At 69.8% G+C, this 13,433-nt stretch carries 14 protein-coding genes and 1 pseudogene; 5 read left to right on the top strand and 10 right to left on the bottom strand.

Translation table 11 applies throughout. The annotated features are described in order from the left end of the window. The first annotated feature begins 174 nt into the window (after positions 1 to 174). Entirely contained in the window at positions 175 to 2,541 is a 2,367-nt protein-coding gene (locus ACWD4A_RS14120) for a galactose oxidase-like domain-containing protein (RefSeq protein ID WP_451193535.1), read from the top strand. A 173-nt stretch (positions 2,542 to 2,714) separates the two neighbouring features. Here the strand turns inward: ACWD4A_RS14120 and ACWD4A_RS14115 are convergent, their stop codons facing one another. From ACWD4A_RS14115 to ACWD4A_RS14090, 6 genes are all read right to left on the bottom strand, one after another. Then, on the bottom strand, positions 2,715 to 3,476 hold the full coding sequence (locus tag ACWD4A_RS14115; RefSeq protein WP_451193484.1) for a LuxR C-terminal-related transcriptional regulator: 762 nt from the start codon (positions 3,474 to 3,476) through the stop codon (positions 2,715 to 2,717). A 114-nt stretch (positions 3,477 to 3,590) separates the two neighbouring features. After that, positions 3,591 to 4,154, bottom strand: a complete 564-nt coding sequence (locus ACWD4A_RS14110) for a hypothetical protein (RefSeq protein ID WP_451193482.1) — start codon at positions 4,152 to 4,154, stop codon at positions 3,591 to 3,593. 143 nt (positions 4,155 to 4,297) lie between these two features. Then, positions 4,298 to 4,789 carry a DUF3515 domain-containing protein gene (locus tag ACWD4A_RS14105; RefSeq protein WP_451193478.1) on the bottom strand — a complete coding sequence of 164 codons (492 nt, stop codon included), beginning with the start codon at positions 4,787 to 4,789 and terminating at the stop codon, positions 4,298 to 4,300. Between the two features lie 57 nt (positions 4,790 to 4,846). After that, positions 4,847 to 5,389 (bottom strand): NUDIX hydrolase, encoded by a 543-nt coding sequence (locus ACWD4A_RS14100; protein ID WP_451193475.1) that lies wholly within the window; start codon positions 5,387 to 5,389, stop codon positions 4,847 to 4,849. Between the two features lie 11 nt (positions 5,390 to 5,400). Beyond that, a complete protein-coding gene (locus tag ACWD4A_RS14095) occupies positions 5,401 to 6,525 on the bottom strand; it encodes an adenosylhomocysteinase (protein ID WP_451193472.1) in 1,125 nt (374 codons plus the stop codon). A gap of 188 nt (positions 6,526 to 6,713) precedes the next feature. After that, on the bottom strand, positions 6,714 to 7,124 hold the full coding sequence (locus tag ACWD4A_RS14090; protein ID WP_451193469.1) for a hypothetical protein: 411 nt from the start codon (positions 7,122 to 7,124) through the stop codon (positions 6,714 to 6,716). A 119-nt stretch (positions 7,125 to 7,243) separates the two neighbouring features. Here ACWD4A_RS14090 and ACWD4A_RS14085 point away from each other — a divergent pair. The 3 genes and pseudogenes from ACWD4A_RS14085 to ACWD4A_RS14075 form a co-directional block, all read left to right on the top strand. Then, positions 7,244 to 8,305, top strand: a pseudogene (locus ACWD4A_RS14085) (helix-turn-helix domain-containing protein); the annotation flags it as partial. Positions 8,306 to 8,323: 18 nt separating this feature from the next. Then, entirely contained in the window at positions 8,324 to 9,013 is a 690-nt protein-coding gene (locus ACWD4A_RS14080; RefSeq protein WP_451193533.1) for a YdcF family protein, read from the top strand. 25 nt (positions 9,014 to 9,038) lie between these two features. Beyond that, positions 9,039 to 9,740 (top strand): WbqC family protein, encoded by a 702-nt coding sequence (locus tag ACWD4A_RS14075; protein ID WP_451193467.1) that lies wholly within the window; start codon positions 9,039 to 9,041, stop codon positions 9,738 to 9,740. 140 nt (positions 9,741 to 9,880) lie between these two features. On the opposite strand, the gene ACWD4A_RS14070 is transcribed toward ACWD4A_RS14075, so the two are convergent. Further along, the gene (locus ACWD4A_RS14070) at positions 9,881 to 10,951 is read right to left on the bottom strand and encodes a CU044_5270 family protein (protein WP_451193464.1); all 1,071 of its coding nucleotides are present in this window, start codon (positions 10,949 to 10,951) and stop codon (positions 9,881 to 9,883) included. Continuing rightward, a complete protein-coding gene (locus ACWD4A_RS14065; RefSeq protein ID WP_451193460.1) occupies positions 10,948 to 11,598 on the bottom strand; it encodes an RNA polymerase sigma factor in 651 nt (216 codons plus the stop codon). The genes ACWD4A_RS14070 and ACWD4A_RS14065 overlap by 4 nt, the downstream gene beginning before the upstream one ends. 168 nt (positions 11,599 to 11,766) lie before the next feature. Here ACWD4A_RS14065 and ACWD4A_RS14060 point away from each other — a divergent pair, with 168 nt between their 5' ends. After that, the gene (locus tag ACWD4A_RS14060; RefSeq protein WP_451193457.1) at positions 11,767 to 12,327 is read left to right on the top strand and encodes a GNAT family N-acetyltransferase; all 561 of its coding nucleotides are present in this window, start codon (positions 11,767 to 11,769) and stop codon (positions 12,325 to 12,327) included. A 20-nt stretch (positions 12,328 to 12,347) separates the two neighbouring features. Here the strand turns inward: ACWD4A_RS14060 and ACWD4A_RS14055 are convergent, their stop codons facing one another. Both ACWD4A_RS14055 and ACWD4A_RS14050 read right to left on the bottom strand, forming a co-directional pair. Continuing rightward, on the bottom strand, positions 12,348 to 12,752 hold the full coding sequence (locus ACWD4A_RS14055; RefSeq protein WP_451193454.1) for a hypothetical protein: 405 nt from the start codon (positions 12,750 to 12,752) through the stop codon (positions 12,348 to 12,350). Between the two features lie 111 nt (positions 12,753 to 12,863). Next, a complete protein-coding gene (locus ACWD4A_RS14050) occupies positions 12,864 to 13,409 on the bottom strand; it encodes a hypothetical protein (protein ID WP_451193451.1) in 546 nt (181 codons plus the stop codon). Between the last annotated feature and the right edge of the window lie 24 nt (positions 13,410 to 13,433).

The following is a 13,433-nucleotide window of genomic DNA, read 5'->3' as shown; positions in this document are numbered from 1 at the left end:
CCCCGCCTGCGGCGGGAGCGCCCTCCGGGCGCGTCCTCAAACTCCGGACGGGCTGAATTCACGCACCCCGAAAGGTTGTGGGCAGGCGTTCCGCAGGGCGGAACGGGTGGGCGCAACCCGACCACCGGGCCGCACCCGGACAAGGGGCCGGGGCGCAGCCCCGCCCGCAGGCGGATCGCGGCCGCAGCCGCCCTCCTCCTCGCGGCCGCCGGCCTCACCCTCACCGCCCCGGGATCGGCCCGAGCCGGCTCCAACCTCATAGTCAACCCCGGCTTCGAATCGGTCAGAACAGACGGCACCCCCACCTGCTGGGAAAAAGCCGGCTGGGGGGACAACGACGTCACCTACACCCTCACCGGCGACGCGCACAGCGGCGGCAAGGCCCTGTCCGTCGCCGTCGGCCACCGCGTCAGCGGCGACCGCAAGGCGCTGATGCTGGAGGACACGTCGTGCGCCCCGGACGTCACGCCGTCCCACCAGTACGACCTGTCGCTCTGGTACAAGAGCACAACCCCCGACACGTCCGTCACCGTCTTCCGGCACGATGTGAAGAGCGGCTGGCAGTACTGGACCGACCTCAAGACGCTGCCGGTCAGCGCGGGTTACACACGTACCCGGGTCCGTACGCCCGTCGTGCCGCCCGACACGGATCAGATCACCTGGGGCGTCTCGGTCTACGGCACGGGCGCGGTCACCACCGACGACTACGTGATGGAGGACGCCACCCAGCCCGCCGCGGGCGACGTCTGTACGGCCGGTGACGCGTGCGCCAAGGGCAGTTGGGCGGTGATGCCGTTCGAGAACCCGGTGCGCAGCATGCACTCGGTCGTCCTCCACAACGGCAAGGTGCTGCTGGTCGCGGGTTCCGGCAACGATCCGGACCTGTTCAAGGCCGGTACGTTCACGTCGGCCGTGTACGACCCGAGGACCGGCGGCATGAAGACGATCCCGACCCCGGTCGACATGTTCTGCGGCGGCCACGTCCAGTTGTCCGACGGCCGGGTGCTCATCATGAGCGGCAACAAGGCGTATCCGGCGGCGGACGGCAGCCACGGCTACGAGGGCTTCAAGGACAGTTACGTCTTCGACCCGGCGACCGAGTCGTACACGCGGGTGAACGACATGAACGACGGTCACTGGTACCCGTCCGCCACGCTCCTCGGCAACGGCGACGTGATCACCTTCGGCGGGCTGCGCGAGGACTCCTCGGGCAGCGTGACCGCCGAGCGGTTCAGCCAGGCGCAGCAGAAGTGGCTCCCGGCGAACCAGGTCAACCAGACGTGGTCGTACTGGGGCCTCTACCCGTCCATGATCCTGATGCAGGACGGGCGGCTGTTCTACTCCGGCAGCCATGTCTTCGGGAACGGCACGCCCGGTGGCGGCGCGTCCGTCTACGACTACGGCGCGAACACGGTCACCGATGTGCCGGGGCTGCAGGACAAGGACCACCGCGACCAGTCGGCGAGCGTCCTGCTGCCGCCCGCGCAGGACCAGCGGGTGCTGACGATGGGCGGCGGCAACGTCAACTCCAATCCGGAGGCGGGCCGTCTCACCGACCTCATCGACCTCAAGCGGCCCAGCCCGGCGTACAGGCCCGGCCCGCTGCTCCCGCAGGGCACGGTCGACCAGGGCCAGGGGCCGAAGCCGGAGACGGGCGGCCAGGGCAAGATGTACGTCTCGGCGGTGCTGATGCCGGACGGCAAGGTGCTGGAGACGGGCGGCGGTCTGCACGACCGGGCGGACCCGGTGTACGAGGCGTCGATGTTCGATCCGGCGGGCGACTCCTTCCGGCCGGGGATGGCGACGGACCCGATCCCGCGGACGTACCACTCGTCGGCGTTCCTGCTGCCGGACGGGCGGGTGATGGCCGTCGGGGACAACCCGGGCAACGGCACGTTCGATCACCATGTATCGATCTACACCCCGCCGTACCTCTACAAGGGGGCGCGTCCGCAGATCACTTCGGTGGCGGCGGACCGGTGGCAGTACGCGAGCACGCAGCGGATCACGGTGGACCGGCCGGTGGTCAAGGCGGAGTTGATCCGTCCGGCGGCCGTCACGCACTCGTCCGACCCCAACCAGCGGTTCGTGGACCTGCCCATGTCGGTGGGCGCGGACGGCAGGACGATCGACCTCAACGTCACCAGCAATCCGAACCTGGCGCCGCCGGGCTGGTACATGCTGTTCGCGGTGGACGCCGCCGGGGTCCCGTCGGTGGCCTCCTGGGTGCACCTGGGCGGGCCGGACGCCATGGCCGCCCCGATGGTCCACCCCTTCGCGGCGGCCATGCCGCACGAGGCCGTGCGACAGCCCGGTCCGAAGCGCGCGTCCGTGCGGGTCGACCCCCAGCTGTCCGGCTGCGACCGGCACTACGGGGCGGCGGACGTATGCGTGCCGACGGTGTTCCCGAGGACGGTGGCGCCGACGGCTCAGGCCCGCTGCACGTGGCTGAAAGAGCACGGTTACCGGGATCTGCGGGTCAACGGGCGGGACGATCCGCTGAACCTGCGGCCGGACGGGAACGGCCGGGTCTGCGGCTGACCTCAGGGCCTCCGGACCTCCGGGCCCCCGGGCACGGATCAACCGGCCGGTGCGCCGACGTCGATACCCCCGCGACCGACGTCGGCGCCCGTGCCTGTGTGTTCCGAGCATCGCCGCGGCGGCGCGGGGGTGCCATAGGCAGAACTTCCTACCCGGCTTCCCACCCGGGCTTCCTAGCCGGCGACGAGCCCCGAGCGTCTGGCCAGCGACACCGTGGAGACCCGGTTGTTCGTGCCGAGCTTGCGGTAGATCTTCTCCAGGTGGCGGTTGACGGTGTGCGTGGAGATGACCAGGCGTCGGCCGATGGCCTCGGCGGTGAGCCCTTCGGCCAGCAGCCCGAGGACGGTCCGTTCGCGCACGGTGAGCCCGTGGTCGTCCCGCGCCGGTACGGGACCCGGCACCGCGGCCCGCAGGCGGCGCAGTTCCTCTATGTGCCGGTCCGCGGCGATGATCAGGGGCTGGACGCGCCTCGCGAAGGCGAGGCCGTGCGGACCGAAGTCGCCGTCGCGCCCGATGACGACGGCACGCAGGCTGCCGGGTTCGCCGGGCACCGGCAGGCCGAGCTGCTGGGTGGAACCGCAGAGGCCGCGTATCTCGTCGTACCACTCGGTGCGGCGCCAGTCGGGGCAGAGTTCGCTGACGACGACCGGCTCGTACTGATCGGCGGCGATGTAGGAGACCAGCGGGTACCGCTGCCGGATGCGCCGGTCGACGATGTCCTCGATCACCTCTCCGATCCACTCGGGCGCCCATCCTTCGACGTGCCCGGTCCGCTCCCCGGCCCGCATCCACGCGTATGTCACCGTGTCGGAGAAGAACGCCTCGCGGAGGTGCTTGAGGACCAGCGGCCAGAGCGCTTCCGGATCGCTGCTTTCGAGAACGGCGACGACGAGGTCCAGCATCTGCTCGTAATCCCCGGCACGGAGCTTCGACATGCGGTCAAGCATCCCCACCCGGCCGGTTCCGGGCGAGGAACGGCCGGATGGTTGATCGTCTTTCGGTCAGCCCTGGCCCCTGACGATCAGCCCTTGACGATCAGCCCTCGGCGATCAGCTCTTGGCGGCAGCGCGCAGCTTCTTGTCCTGCTTGCCGACCACGTCCTCCGCCATCGGGGCGGCCTCGTCGTCGCCCCGCGGGACGAGATAGGTGGCGAGGCTGCTTCCGGTGCGGACGACGGTGAGGACATTCCCCTTCGCCCCGCGGACGCTGGTATTGGTCAGCACGTACGCGACGGATTCGTCCCCCGCCTTCACCCCGTGCAGCGGCGAGACCGTGAACTTGTTGGTCCAGCCGAGCTCGGACGAGGCCGTGAACCCGTCGCACTTCTTGAGCGCGTCCCTCAACTCGCCCAGCCACGCCTTCGCCCCGCCGTCGGCGTAGCTGCTGAGCGTCACGCTGCTGACGTCCGCCTCGGGCGGCGCGTCCTCCGCCTGCAGCGTCGCCCACACCATCGCCGTACGGGGATGCTCGGGGCGCACGCTCATGATGTCGGCTATCGGCCTGCACGCGGCCGTGCCGGTCTTGACGACGTCCTTCGCTTCCAGCAGCGGATCCTTCTGCCGCACGGCGGTGAATCCGGGGAAGTCGGACCCGTCGGGCAACGCGTCGGTCAACTCCGCCGCCGCGAGCGGCTTTCCACCGGAATCACCCGAACCGCCTCCACAAGCGGCAACGGAGACCAACAGGGCGGAAAGGACAAGGGAACGTCTTATGACGGCAGCGCTGGACACGGGCGGATCTCTCTCCTCGGGGGGCGTCAGATCATGCCATAGGGAATGGCCTTCCCGACCGCGTCCGACAGGACGTCGAGCATCCCGAAGCCATCGCCCGCACCCCCTGCGTACTCCTTCGGAATGGTCACCTCCACCCATGCCTCGCGCTTCGAGGTCGTGACGCGAACGCTCCCGTCCGGCTGTTGCTCGGGCATCCACTCGACATCATCGATCTCGACGGTGGCTGAAGCGGGCCTGGTCATCAGGATCAGCGGCTTCGGCACCCCGCAGCGCAGCGTGATCGCCGGACTCTTCCCCCAAGAGGCGACGAATTCCGGATTCCCGACCCGCCGCTTCATCCCGTTCACGGTCGCGGGCAATTCCTTGTGCAGGGCACGGCAATGGTCGGCCTGCTTCCCGGAGGGTGCGGGGGCCGGTTCGGCGGACGCGGTGTTCTCGTGGGACGAACAGCCGACAGTGGCGAACAGGAGAACAATGGCAGGGGACATGAGCCTTCGGCGGAGCGGAACCGTCATTTGTCGATCATATGGAGCCGCCCCGGGCCGGAACCGCGGCGGACACCTCCGAGCCCTTCAGCGCAACGCCTCGAGGACGCGACTGCGCAGGGTCTCGTCCTCGATCGTGTCGGCGTAGCGCCAGGCCGCGGCCGTGACCTCTTCGGTTTGCAGCTCGACGACGTCGGCCGAGGTGTGGAACAGGAACCGGAAGTCGAAATGCCGGTGATCGGGTTCGTCCTTGGCGGGATTGGCGGGGATGCGATGGGCGTCGATGTGTACGGGGCGGTGTCCGGCCGGGACAACGACCCGGGCCGTGATGCCTGTCTCCTCTGTCAGCTCACGCTGCGCGGCGGCCAGGAGGCTGGTGTCATCGGCCTCGAGGTGTCCGCCGGGCAGGAGCCAGCGGCCAAGGGCGAGGTGTTTGATGTGAAGTACGCGGCCTGCGGGATCGGCGAGGATCGCCCCCGCGGTGACGTGGCCGCGGAACTCCTTCCGGCTTGCGAGGTCGGCCTCGGCGTCGAGAAGTTCGGGGATGGAGGCGAGCCTCCCTTTCTCGTCGGGATGAGCGTCGAGATAGTCGTCGAGAGTTTCGCGGATGTGGTCAGGCGTGACGGGCACCAGGTGTCTCCTCACCGGTTGAAGTGGTCGAGCCATGTGGCGGCGATGACGGCACGGTCGGCCGGGCCGATCTCGTGCATTCCGGGGTCGAGCCCGCCGCGAGCGAGCGCAGCAGAGGCGGCGAGTATCTCGGCCTGTACGAGGAAGATGAACGGCCCCACGCCGGCGCCGTGCAGGAAGTTGACGGCGTTGCCCCCGTTGAGCAGGTAGAAGTAGTGGCCTGTGGTCAGGTAGCGGGTGACGTGCTCGCATAGGTGGGCACGCTCATACACATCCGGCAGGTCCGAGAGCTCGAGCTCGTCCTCGCCGCTGGTCACGGTGGCCACGTACGCACCGTTGCGCAGTCGGGGAAAGTCCTCGCCACGCAACGAGAGCGCCCCCGTCGCGCACAGCACGAGCCCGGCATCGCCGAGTTCTGCCTCGCGATCGCGGGCCACCGTGAAGCCCTGCGAAAGCGCCTGCGTGCGACGCACAGGGTCGATGTCGTACACCGTGACCCGTACGCCCTTGGCATGCAGCAGACGGGCGATGCTCGATCCGAGCTTGCCGAACCCGATCACGAGCGCAGCACGGCCGTGCAGAATGTCACCCCGGCTGCGCATGAGCGCCTCGGTCGAGAACACGACCGACTGCCCTACAAGGAAGTCCTCGGGGGCTTTCAGCGGCGAGCGTGCCACCGAGACGACAGGACAGGGCAGCTCGCCGAGATCGGCGTAGCGGCGGTGCCCGTTCTCGGTGTCCTCGACCACGCCGAGGATCTGCCCGGAGAAGCGGTCGCACAGCGCCTCGAGCGACGGGGCGAAGTACCCGCCCACGTCGAGCAGGACGACCGGGCGCCCGGCGGCGCGTGTGTCGAGGTACCGGACGGCACGGTCGGGGTCGGCGAACAGTTCCCGCGACAGCTTGTCGCACGCGTGCCCGTCGCTCTCGACCTGGCGCAGCGCGTCGGCATGCACGGACTTCGGCTTCGGCAGCACCGCGCGCAGTTCGGTCACGCCCGCTACGCCCCGCACGAACGCCGGGCGCTCCGGCAGCAGGTGCGTGATCAGGAACGCGGCAGGGCGCTCGGCAGGCGCGAAGCGCGAGGCGATCCGCCCGAAGTAGGCATCGAGGCGGGCGCGTTCAAGGGTTTCCACGGCGGTGTCTCCTTCGGTACGGCGGTCTCGGACTGTGCGGGATCGTCCTCGCGCGGCTCCTCGAGGGCCCGGCGCAGCCGCGCCGTGTGTCACGGCCACCGGTCGGGACGGCGTAGCGGAGCCGGTCGTGCAGCACAGGCCGAGGCACTCCTCGGTCGCTCGGAGTCGCGCGAGGGCACGTACGGACATCACGCGCCGTCTCTCTGCCGCACGCTCGGGCCCGCCTCGACGGGGTGCTCGTGGCTGTGCCTCGGCGCAGCGGCCCGGATCACGATCAGTCGCGTGCTCAGCGCGTCTATCCGCCGCTCGCGCTCCGCGGCGATGCGCTGCGGGCCGAGGTGGCTGCGCGCGGGCAGGATCACACCGTATGCGTCCGGCAGAGCGAGAACGTCGAGGAGCCCGGCAAAGGTCGGCGAGTTCACCTCGGCGGTCGCCCCGCGCTCGGTGAAGAGGCCGCACAGCGTCAGCTCGTGCTGTCGGCAGTACTCGGCGAGCGAGTCGGCGAGGGCCGTGTGCCTAGCCGCACCGCTCGCCGTACGACGCAAGTAGCCATAGACGTATGGACCGTTGACCCTTCGGCGCTCCGTGATGAGTTCCATGGCCAGAGCATCGCGGCAGCCAGGCGGCCTGGAAATGACCGACTGTTGTACTTCCGTTGTACTTCCTGCGCATCGCCATCACTCAGCGTGCTTCGATACGTGACAGAGGGAGGTAGCCAGTGGTCATCGTGCAGCAGTGGACCGGCCGAGAAGCGAGAGCCCTGCGCTCCGCGCTGCGGATGAGCGCACGCGCGTTCGCCGATCATCTGGGCGTCGCACTGCGCACGGTGGCCAAGTGGGAGAAGCTCGGCGAGGCCACACAGCCGCGGCCGGACACTCAGGCCATCCTCGACACCGCGCTCGCACGCGCCGACGCAGCCGCGCACGCCCGCTTCGGGACGCTGGTCTCCGGGGCCGCTCAGCGCACCCGTGCACGCGCGGACCACGAGACATGGACCGAGGACATCGACCGCGCCATCGTCTGTCTGAATCGTCAGAACTTCTCGTTCGCATCGAGCCTCTTGAACCGGTGGCTCGCCCCTTATGATCCGCACGGCCTCGACGGCAAGGGCCTGTACCTCTACGGCCGTTCACTCGTGCTGCTCGGCGACCTGCAACGCGATCAGGGGACGATCCTCGGGCCGCTGTCCGCTCGCCAGTCGTACACCGATGCTCACCGCCTCTTCACCGAGCTCGACATCCCGCGCCGCACCGCACAGATCGAACTGTCGCTCGCGGTCGTCGACGAGATGTCCGGCCGGCTCGGGACATCCGCGCGCCGGTACGAGCAGCTCGCCGATGACGAGCGCCTGAGCCGCCGCGACCGGGCACGGGCCCGTTTATGGGTCGGCACGGCGCTCAGCGAGGAGGGCGACAACGGTTACGCCACCCGCGTCATGACGACCGCCATCCGAGAATTCGAGGACCTCGGCGAGCCCGAGGACTGGTCGGTGGCTCACCAGAAACTCGCCCTGGCCCACCGCGGCGCCGGGGACCTCGCACAGGCACTCCGCTGCATCGGCATCGCTCGGCAGAGCGGCACGGTCGACTCCCCCATGCAGCGCGTGCGGCTGGACACCGCGCACGGGCACATCCTTCTGTCCGACCCGGCAACCCGGAATGATGGACTGTCCGTCCTCGATCACGCGGCACAGGTGGCCACGCAGTACGGCCTGAGCCACCAACTACGCAGCATCGAGGGCATCCGGCGGTCGTACGACGGCCCGTCGGCCGCCCGTCGAGGTAAGTGGCCAGCAACGATGAACCAGGGAGAACCCGTGCCGGACCGCGGACAGCGCACGATCACCGACGCACAGTGGAACGACGCCGACCTGATCTGGCAGTACCACCGAATGCACCACGAACCGCGCCCCTGCTCGGCAGCGATCGGCCTCGGCAGCCACGACCTCGGCGTGGCAACGGTCGCGTCCGAGCTGTACAACACCGGACTCTTCCCCGTGGTCGTGTTCAGCGGCGGCAACAGCCCGACCACCGCGGCCCGCTTCCCGCGCGGCGAGGCGGTCCACTACCGCGAGCACGCGCTCGACCTGGGCGTGCCGGACGACGCGATCCTCCTCGAGACCGAAGCCGGCAACACCGGGCAGAACATCACGCTCTCGCGCGAGGTGCTACGCGCTGCAGGAGTCGAGGTCTCCTCACTGCTCCTGATCTCCAAGCCGTACATGGAACGCCGTTCCTACGCCACATGCCGCAAGCTGTGGCCCGAGGTCGAGGTCATCTGCGCTTCCGAACCACTCGAGTTCGACGACTACATCAAGTCCATCGGCGACGAGAAGCTCGTCGTAGACATGCTCGTCGGCGACCTGCAACGGGTGATCGAGTACCCGAAGCTCGGGTTCGCCCTGGAGCAGGAAGTCCCGGGGGATGTCCATGACGCTTACGAGCGCCTCCTGCACGGCGGTTTCGACAGCCGCCTCATCCGGCCCTGACGCACCGCGCGAGCCACCGGGCGCGGTGTGCACGATCCATCAGCCGAATCTGTTCCCGCGGCTGTCCACCCTGGCCAAGCTGTATGCGGCCGACCGGTGGATCATCCTCGACGACGTGCAGTTCGCGCGGCGGGATTACCAGCACCGCGCCCGGCTGGCGAGCCTGAGCGATCCTGACGACCGGCAGTGGCTGACGCTGGCGACGCATCTCCCCCACGGCCGTCCGACGCTGGTCCTCGAGGCCCTGCTCGCCGAGCCGGAACGGTGCCGGCGCAGAGTCGCGCAGCTCGTGCGGCAGTACTACGGGCGCAGTCGGCACTGGCAAGCGGTACAGGCGACCCTCGAGCCCGTCCTCGACCGCTTCCGGACCACGAACCGCACGGCCGACATCGCGGAGGCCTCCGCGCTCGCCCTCCTCGCCGCACTCGGCCGGCGTGGAGAAGTGCTGCGCAGCAGCGGCCTGCCGGCTCGCGAGGGGCGGTCACAGCGCCTCGCCGACCTCGCCACCACAACGGGCAGCAGCGCCTACCTGTGCGGCACGGGCGGACTGCGATACCTCGACACCGGGCCATTCGCGGCCCAGGGCATCACCGTGGTCCCCTTCCGTGCGCCTGCCGCGCCCGATGGCATCTGGAAGTCCGCCCGCGAGATCAGCGCACTATGGGCGCTCGCCACCGTCGGCGCGCCCGCTCTCGCCGATGAGCTGCGCACCGCCGCGTCCTCGTAACCTGCATATGAACCGGGTTACTCGACCGGCAAGCCGTACCCGCCACAGCGGCCCGCGAGGCCCGAGCAGCACCGACACCACAGCCGTGGCCGGCCCGGAGCTGCGCGTCCGCCCGCGTGGCCGGTCTCGTCCGGGTGGTGTCAGAGCTTGCGGCCGTCCGGCAGTTCCTTCTTGGCGTCGACGACGGCGCGTTCGACGACGGTGGTCTGTCCGATCACGGTGCCGGGCTTCATCCCGTAGGCCTCCTTGACCAGGACCTGGCGCTGGCCGAGGTAGGCGTAGCTGTTCTTGTCGAAGATCCACTCGTGCCGGATGTCGCCGTTGACGAAGGCGATGGCGATGCCTTCGCGGCCGCCCGCGTCCGCGGCCTTGTCGACGTACTGGACACCGGGGATCTTGGCCGCGACCCGGTACAGGGCGGCGCTGACCTCCGGCGGCGCGAGCTGCTCGTGCAGCATGTCGCCGAGTTCCTTGAACGCGCCCCAGTCGCCTTCCGGGTCGCCCGGCTTCCCGCCCTGGTAGAGCCGCTTGAGCAGGGCGTCGGGGTCGGTGGGGAGTGCCTTCATGCCCTCGTAGGAGTGCCGCTTGTCGTTGGAGGAGTCGTCGAAGTTCACGACGGTGCCGTTGTCGGGCTCGTAGATGTAGCCCTTCGTGCCGTCGGGCGACAGCCAGATCTGGCGCTGGTGCAGCGGCGGTATCCAGTTCTTCTGTTCGCCGTCGCTCTCCTCGCTCTGGAGGAACGAGACCTTGCTCTCGACGTAGAGGTACTGGTTCTTGCCGGGGGCGAGGGGCGTCTGCTTCGCGGCGGCGAGCGCGATGTGGTCGGCGGCGGCCGAGAGCCCCTCGGTGGTACCGGGCGTCAGGGTGACGACGGTGGGTGCCACCGCGTCCGCGGAGGTGAACGCGCGGCCGGCCTGTACGCCCTTGTCGGACGAATGGCCCAGGCCCATCGGCCCCAGTGCCACCGCGCCGGCGGCCACGGCCGTCGCCATCGGGAGGGCGAACCAGGCGATGCGGGCGCGCCGGGTGCGGGGGAGGGAGAAGGAGCGGCGGGGGGCGGGGGCGGTGCGCTGGATCTCGTCCATCAGGTGCTCCTTGAGCAGGGTCTGCCGGGCGGGCGACAGCTGGGGGTCGCCGGGCGCGGGCAGCAGCACGTCGAACTCGGCGTGGTCGAAGGGCCGGTTTCCGGGGGTGCCGGGGGTGGACGTCATCGCTTCCACTGCTCCTTCTTCGTGCTGGGCATGTCGGCGGCGGTGCCGTGGGTGACGGCGGGGGCGCCGAGGTCGGCTTCCGTGCTGCTCGTGGTGAGCTTCTGCAGTTCGTGGTCGGCGAGCTTGCGCAGCCGCGTCCGGGCCCGGGACAGGCGCGAGCGCACCGTTCCCACGGGCACATCGAGTGCCTCCGCGGCTTCCGCGTAACTGAGGCCGGACCAGACGCACAGGGTGATCACTTCGCGCTCGGAGCGCCGTAGCCTGCCGAGCGCCTTCTTCGCGGCCGCCAGGTGTTCGGCGTCGGCCAGCCGCCCCACCAGGTCGGTGGCGAAGTCCGGCATCGTCTCCTTCGCGGGCAGCCGGGCCATCGCGTGCTCGTGCCGGCGCGCGGCGCGGGAGATGTTGCGCAGGACGTTCACGGCGATGCCCATCAGCCATGGCCGTGGGCTGTCGCCCTCGTCGCGGAGTCTCTCGCGCAGCCGCCACGCTTCCAGGAAGGTCAGGGAGACGACGTCCTCCGCCGTGGCCCAGTCGCCGCCGGTCGCCCGGACGGCATGCCGGTAGACCAGCTGGGCATGGTCGTCGAAGAGCTGCCGGAAGGCTCTCGGGTCACCGCGTCGTATGCGGTCGTGTATGGATTGGCTCACGTTAAGAGTTGTCCGCAGCCGGATCGCCGTTCCAGTGATCCGGGTCACATATGCACGCCTCTGGCGGGCAGGGCTCTTGACAGAGTACGTCTCCGGGGGTTGCCGACCGCCCGTGAGAAAATCCCCCCTCCCCGTATTGCGGGCGGATACCGACCCCGGAAGGTGACGATGTACGCGATATCCCTGGGCGACGACGGCGCGGAAATCGGCCCGCTCGAACCGTGGCAGGCCGGTGAGTTCCTCGCCCATATCGACCGCGGGCGCGAATTCATCGGGCGGTACAACGCGTTGCCCGACATCGTCACGGATCTGGAGTCGAGCCGGGCATACCTCCAGGCGTACGTGGACAAGACCGCCGCCGACACCGGCCGGATCTGCGGCATCCGTACGGACGGCGGGCTCGTCGGCGCCGTCATCCTCCGGACCATGGACGTCGCGCAGGGCACCGCCGAGGCGGGCTGCTGGCTGGAGCCGTCGGCGGTGGGCAGGGGCCTGGTGACCCGGGCCGCGCGCGTGCTCATCGACTGGGCCGTGGAGGAACGCGGCATCCACCGCGTGGACTGGTGGGTCTCGGCGGGCAACGGACCCAGCATCGCCGTGGCCCGGCGGCTCGGCATGACGAGGGACGGCGTGCTGCGGGAGAGCTACCTCTACCGGGGCGAGCGGCACGACGAGGAGATCTGGTCGGTGCTCGCACCGGAGTGGCGGGCGGGCCGGCAGACCTCCTGACCCGCCCGCCCCGGTCGTCGCTACCGGCAGAAGGCGTGCGCGGCTCCCATGATTCCCGACGCCTGCTTCGGGGTGATGTCGAGTTCCTTCACGGTCTTCTTGAACTGGTCACCGAGGGCCGCGCCCCGGGTGGTGCAGAGCGCGTTGCCGTGCTCGACGAGGGCGTCGTCGTCGATGCGCTCCAGGTCCGGATAGTTCTTCCGGACCGTCCTGAGGTAGAGCATCGAGGACAGCGCCGTCAGTGTCCGCGCTTCCGCGGGGCCGGTCGCCGCGCTCTGCTCCGACGGGGCGGCGGCAGGCGCGGACGACGCGGCGGCCGGTGCTGCCGAGGCACTTGAGCGGCTCTCACCGGACGCGCCGCACGCCGACGTACCGAGAACGGCGGCCGCGAGGCAGAGGGCGAGCGAGGGCAAGCGCTTGTACATGAATCTCCTGGTACATAGGTAAGCAGGAAGCATTCTCACCTATGTCCGAAGTGCCGCGCGACGCGATATTCGTGGGCATCGGCCCGGTCCGGCGGTCCGGGCCGACGGTCGTCACCCGAGACCGAGGCCGGCCAGAGCGGTGGTCCAGTCGGTGGCGATCGCGCTGCGCGCGGCGTCCAGCGTCACCTGGTGGTTGCAGACCGCGGTCTTGAGCTGGTTCTCCACGGAGTCCTTGTCACCGGCGGGCTGGTCCCCGTAGCGCGGCTCGGGCCACAGGTTCTTCGGGTCCTTCGGGGCACCGCCGAGTTCGAGCGGGACCAGGTGGTCCTCCTCGTAGTCCGCGGTGTCGGTGTCGGTGTAGCCGTACTCGCCGATCTGACGGATCTTCAGCGGGGTGGTGTACGAGACCGGCGGGCGCACGGTCTTCGTCCAGCCGGGCACGCAGATCGTCGAGCCGATCGTGGCCTGGGTGACGTCGGGGTTGTACGCGCCCGGCTGGCAGGACGCGTCCGGCAGCGGCAGGCGCGACTGGCTGCATGCCGACGCGACTCCCGCGGTGGGGGCGGTACGGGCGTGGGCGGTTCCGGTGGTGAGGAGTCCGGCGGCGGCGAGCGCCAGGGATGCCGCCGAGGCGGTTATTCGGAACGACGTACGCATGGGGGCTGCTCCTGCGGTCCGAGC

The sequence above is a fragment of the Streptomyces sp. NPDC002537 genome (genome assembly GCF_053594975.1).
The sequence above is the reverse complement of the archived record's forward strand: the minus strand, read 5'-3'. Positions and strand labels throughout refer to the sequence as shown.